Source organism: Streptomyces sp. UNOB3_S3 (assembly GCF_020740895.1).
Lineage (GTDB): Bacteria > Actinomycetota > Actinomycetes > Streptomycetales > Streptomycetaceae > Streptomyces.
In genome coordinates this window covers 1-4961 of sequence record NZ_JAILXP010000467.1, presented here as the reverse complement: position 1 = coordinate 4961, position 4961 = coordinate 1, and the positions used below count along the sequence as shown (strand labels likewise).

4 protein-coding genes are annotated in these 4961 nt (G+C 72.5%); all 4 read right to left on the bottom strand.

From position 1 onward, the window contains the following. The coding region (locus tag K6I33_RS31825) for a glycoside hydrolase family 65 protein (RefSeq protein ID WP_229358020.1) at positions 1-2312 on the bottom strand (2312 nt) is incomplete at its 3' end. Further along, the gene (locus K6I33_RS31820) at positions 2309-3049 is read right to left on the bottom strand and encodes an HAD family phosphatase (protein ID WP_229358019.1); all 741 of its coding nucleotides are present in this window, start codon (positions 3047-3049) and stop codon (positions 2309-2311) included. The genes K6I33_RS31820 and K6I33_RS31825, both read right to left, overlap by 4 nt. Next, positions 3046-4557, bottom strand: a complete 1512-nt coding sequence (zwf, locus tag K6I33_RS31815) for a glucose-6-phosphate dehydrogenase (RefSeq protein WP_229358018.1) — start codon at positions 4555-4557, stop codon at positions 3046-3048. Before zwf ends, K6I33_RS31820 begins: the two co-directional genes overlap by 4 nt. Positions 4558-4650: 93 nt before the next feature. Next, positions 4651-4961, bottom strand: a 311-nt coding sequence (locus K6I33_RS31810) for a CocE/NonD family hydrolase C-terminal non-catalytic domain-containing protein (RefSeq protein WP_275126825.1), incomplete at its 5' end; no start/stop codon positions are given.

Sequence of the window (4961 nt, the reverse complement as noted above, 5' to 3'; positions counted from 1 at the left end):
GGCTGGTCGGGGGAGGGGCCGGTGGGGATGGGCGGGATCTGGCGGGACTCCGGCGAGCCGCAGACCAGGGTCATGCGCTCGCCGCAGTGGCGGATGTCCAGGCTGTCGCCGTCCAGCAGGGTGTACGTGGCGGTGGTCCCGGTGATCTCCACACGTACCCGGCGCTGCCGGAACTGGACGGTGAAGGCGAGGCGGCCCAGTTGTTCGGGCAGCCGGGGGTTGAAGGCGATGAGCCCGTCGTCCTCGCGCATCCCGCCGAAGCCGATGACGAGGGCGAACCAGGTGCCCGCGAGGGAGGCGATGTGGATGCCGTCGCGGGTGTTGCCCTCCAGGTCGGAGAGGTCCATCATCGCGGCCTCGCCCACATAGTCGTAGGCGAGCCGCATATGGCCGACCTCGGCGGCCATCACGGCCTGCCCGCAGGCGGACAGCGAGGAGTCGCGGACGGTCAGCTGCTCGTAGTAGGCGAAGTTGCGGGCCTTCTGCTCCGGGGTGAAGGCGTCGCCGCGCAGGCACATGGCGAGGACGAGGTCGGCCTGTTTGATGACCTGTTTGCGGTAGAGGTCGAAGTAGGGGAAGTTCAGCAGCAGCGGGTACTGCTCGGCGCGGGTGCGGGTGAAGTCCCAGAGCTGGTGGCGGGTGAAGCCCTCGGACTGTTCGTGCACCTCCAGCTCCGTGTTGTAGGGCAGGGTCATCCGGGTGGCCGCGTCCCGCCAGGCGGCGGTCTCCTCGTCGTCGACGCCCAGGGCCGCGGCGAGGTCGGGGTGGCGTTCGGCGGCGGCCGCGGCCTCCCGCAGATTGTGCTGGGCCATCAGGTTCGTGTAGACGTTGTCGTCCGCGATGGCGCTGTACTCGTCCGGGCCGGTCACCCCGTCGATGTGGAAGTCGCCGTGGTGGTCGTGGTGGCCCAGGGAGCGCCACAGCCGGGCGGTCTCCACCAGCAGGGGCAGCCCCACCTCGCGTTCGAAGGGGTCGTCGCAGGTGGCGCGGGTGTAGCGGACGACGGCGTCGGCGATGTCGGCGTTGATGTGGAACGCGGCGGTGCCGGCCGGCCAGTAGCCGGAGCACTCGCTGCCGTTGATGGTCCGCCAGGGGAAGGCCGAGCCGGCCAGGCCGAGCTGCCGGGCCCGTTCCTGGGCCTCGGGCAGGGTGTTGTACCGCCAGCGCAGGGCCTGTTCCACGGCCTGGGGGGCGGTGTAGGTGAGCACGGGCAGGACGAACGTCTCGGTGTCCCAGAAGCAGTGGCCGTCGTAGCCGGGGCCGGTCAGCCCCTTGGCGGGCAGGGCGCGGGCCTCGCCGCGGGCGCCGGTCTGGAGGACGTGGAAGAGGGCGAAGCGGACGGCCTGCTGGATCTCGGCGTCGCCGTCCACCTCGACGTCGGAGCCGGCCCAGAAGTCCTCGAGGTAGGCGCGCTGTTCGGCGGCCAGGCCGTCCCAGCCGGTGCTGGTGGCGGCGGCGAGGGCTGCGTCGACCTGGTCGTGGACGGCGGGCGCCGAGCGCACCGCCGACCAGCCGTGCGCGACGATCTTCTCCACGCGCAGCTTCTGGCCCGGCCGCAGCCGTGAGGTGACGGTGACACGGCCGAGGTTCTCGCTGCTCTCCGACGTGATCTCGGCCGGGGCGCCGCTGACGAGGTGCTCGGCGGCCGCGCCGACGCGCAGACCGCTGCGGGCGGTGCGGTGGAGCAGCCGGATGCGCGCCTCGTGGGAGAAGTGCTCCTCGGCGACCAGCGGGGACTCCAGGACGGCGGCGGCGCGCGGGTCGCCCTCGGCGCGGGGCAGTTGTTCGTTGGCGACGAGTTCCGACTGGACGACGATCCGCATCTCGTCGTCGAGGGGCTCGACCTCGTAGGCGATGGCCGCCACCGCGCGCTGGGTGAAGGACACCAGCCGGGTGGAGCGGACGCGGACGCTGCGGCCGCTGGGCGAGGTCCACTCGGCGGTGCGGTGGAGCAGTCCGGTCCGGAAGTCGAGGACCCGTTCGTGCTTGAGGCACTTCCCGTAGCGCAGGTCGAAGGGTTCGTCGTCGACGAGGAGGCGGACGACCTTGCCGTTGGTGACGTTGATGATGGTCTGGCCGGACTCCGGATAGCCGTAGCCCGCCTCGGCGTACGGCAGCGGCCGGAATTCGAAGACGCCGTTGAGGTAGGAGCCGGGCAGGCCGTGGGGCTCGCCCTCGTCGAGGTTGCCCCGCCAGCCGACGTGGCCGTTGGAGAGGGCGAAGACCGATTCGCTCTGGGAGAGCACGTCGATGGAGAGTTCGGTCTCGCGCAGGCACCAGGGTTCGACCATGTAGGACGGATGGGTGATCACGGGGCCTCCCCCAGCAGCTCCGCGAGGTCGTCGACGACGACGTCGGCGCCGTGCCGGCGCAGTTCCTCGGCCTGGTCGGCCCGGTTCACGCCGACGACGAAGCCGAAGCCGCCGGACCGGCCGGCCTCCATGCCCGCGAGGGCGTCCTCGAAGACGGCGGCCGCCCCGGGTGGTGTGCCGAGGTCATGGGCGGCGGCGAGGAAGGTGTCGGGGTGGGGCTTGCCCGGCAGGTGCCGTTCGGCGGCGACGATCCCGTCGATCCGCACCTCGAAGAGGTCCTCGATGCCGGCGGCGGCCAGGACCGCCCGGCAGTTGGCGCTGGAGGAGACCACGGCGCGGCGCAGTCCGGCGTCCCGGGCGGCCCGGGCGTAGCGGACCGAGCCGGGGAAGGCCTCGACGCCCAGCTCCTTGATCTTCGTAAGGACGAGGGCGTTCTTGCGGTTGCCGATGCCCTGCACGGTGTCGCGGTCGGGCGGGTCGTCGGGGGTGCCCTCGGGGAGGTGGATGCCGCGTGAGGCGAGGAAGGAGCGGACGCCGTCGGCGCGGGGCATGCCGTCGACGTAGCGGTCGTAGTCGGTGGCGTCGAAGGGGCGGAAGTCCGCTCCGTCGCGGCGGCGCAGGAAGGCGTCGAAGGTCTCCTTCCAGGCGGCGGCGTGGACGGTGGCGGTGCGGGTGAGGACGCCGTCCATGTCGAACAGGCAGGCGCGGACGGTGTCGGGGAGGCCGAGGCGGGTCACGGCGCGGTGCCTTCCCCGCCGCCGTCGGTGTCGTCGGTGTCGTCCGGGAGGTACCAGTGGTGCGGGGCGATCAGGTCGTCGACGGCGTCGGGTCCCCAGGAGCCGGGCGGGTAGGGGAGCACGTCGCCGGGCGCCTCCAGGAGGGGGGCGGAGACCTCCCAGAGCCGTTCGATGCCGTCGGAGCGGGTGAAGAGGGCCTGGTCGCCGAGCATGGCGTCGAGGATGAGCCGTTCGTAGCCCTCCAGGCCGTTCCGCTGCCGGACGGAGTCGGCGTAGCGGAACGTCATGCGGGCCGGGCCGAGCCGCATGCTCGGGCCGGGCTGTTTGACGAGGAAGCGGGTGGCGATCCAGCCGGGGTCGTCGAAGTCGACGACCATGGCGTTGGCGCAGGCCTCGGCCGGGTGCCGCACCTGGGGGAACATCCGCAGCGGGGGTTCCTTGAAGTGGAGGGTGATGACCTGGCGCCGGTGGGCGAGCGACTTGCCGGAGCGCAGGTAGAAGGGGACGCCGGCCCAGCGCCAGTTGTCGATCTCGGCACGGAGGGCGATGAAGGTCTCGGTGCCGGAGTGCGGGTCGACGCCGGGCTCGGCGCGGTAGCCGTCGTACTGGCCGCGCACGGCCCGGCGGGGGTCGAGCGGCCGCATCGCCTGGAAGACCTTGTTCTTCTCGTCCCGCAGGGCCTTCGCGCCGAGGTCGACGGGCGGTTCCATGGCGACGAAGCCGAGCACCTGGAAGAGATGGGTGACGACCATGTCGCGGAAGGTGCCGGTCTGTTCGAAGAACGCGGCGCGGCCCTCGATGCCGATGGACTCGGGCACATCGATCTGGACATGGCTGATGTGGTCGCGGTTCCAGATGGGTTCGAAGAGGCCGTTGGCGAAGCGGAGGGCGAGGATATTGTCGACGGACTCCTTGCCGAGGAAGTGGTCGATACGGAAGACCCGCTCCTCGTCGAAGACGGTGTGGAGGGTGTCGTTGAGGGCGCGCGCGGAGGCGAGGTCGGTGCCGAAGGGTTTCTCGACGATGACCCGGGCGCCGTTGGCGAGCCCGGTGCGGCCGAGTTCCTCGACGACGGAGGCGAAGGCGCCGGGCGGCACGGCCAGGTGGTGGAGGCGGCGGGGGCTGCCGCCGAGGTCGCGTTCGGCCGCCCGGACGGCGTCGAGGAGCGGCCGGGTGTTCCCGGGGTCGGCGGCACCGAAGCTCAGGGTGCGTTCGAAGGCCTCCCAGTCCTCGCCGACGGGCTTGGCGGAGCAGAACTCGGCGACGGCGTCCCGGGCACGCTCGCGGAAGGCCTCGTCGGTGAGGGCGTCCGCGGCGGGCGCGGAGCCCACGATCCGGTAGGCGTGGGGCATGAGGCCGGCCAGGGCGAGCCGGAAGAGGCCGGGGAGCAGTTTGCGCCGGGCGAGGTCGCCGGTGGCGCCGAAGAGCACGATGACATGGTCGTCGGGGGTGACGATCCCGGGCCCGGCGTCCGGCGCGGGCTCCGCGCGCGTGGGGGTGGCCTTCACACCCCCTACCTTCCGGCAGCCCCCGCCCGCGCGCGATTCGCGTCATCCGTTCGGAGGGCGCGCGGGGCTCGGAGGGCGCGCGGGGCGGGGCGGTCAGCGGACGGGCAGGGCGATTCCGGTGCCGGCGGAGTGGAGGGTGAGGGTGGCACCGGGCGGGTTGCGCGCCACGTACAACGGGTCGGCGCCGGTGACGACGAGGGCGAGGCGGTGGCCGGCGGGCAGGTCGTAGACGGTGGCGAAGAGGTCGAAGGACACCTCGAAGGCGGTTCCGGGGGCGCGGTGGGAGAAGGAGTACGGGGCGTGGGTGACGAGCGCGCCGGTGCCGGTGGGGTCCATGTCGTAGAGGCTCGCGACGAGGGTGCCCTCCGCCGCCGAGGGGGTGACCCGGGTGCGCAGGGCGGGGA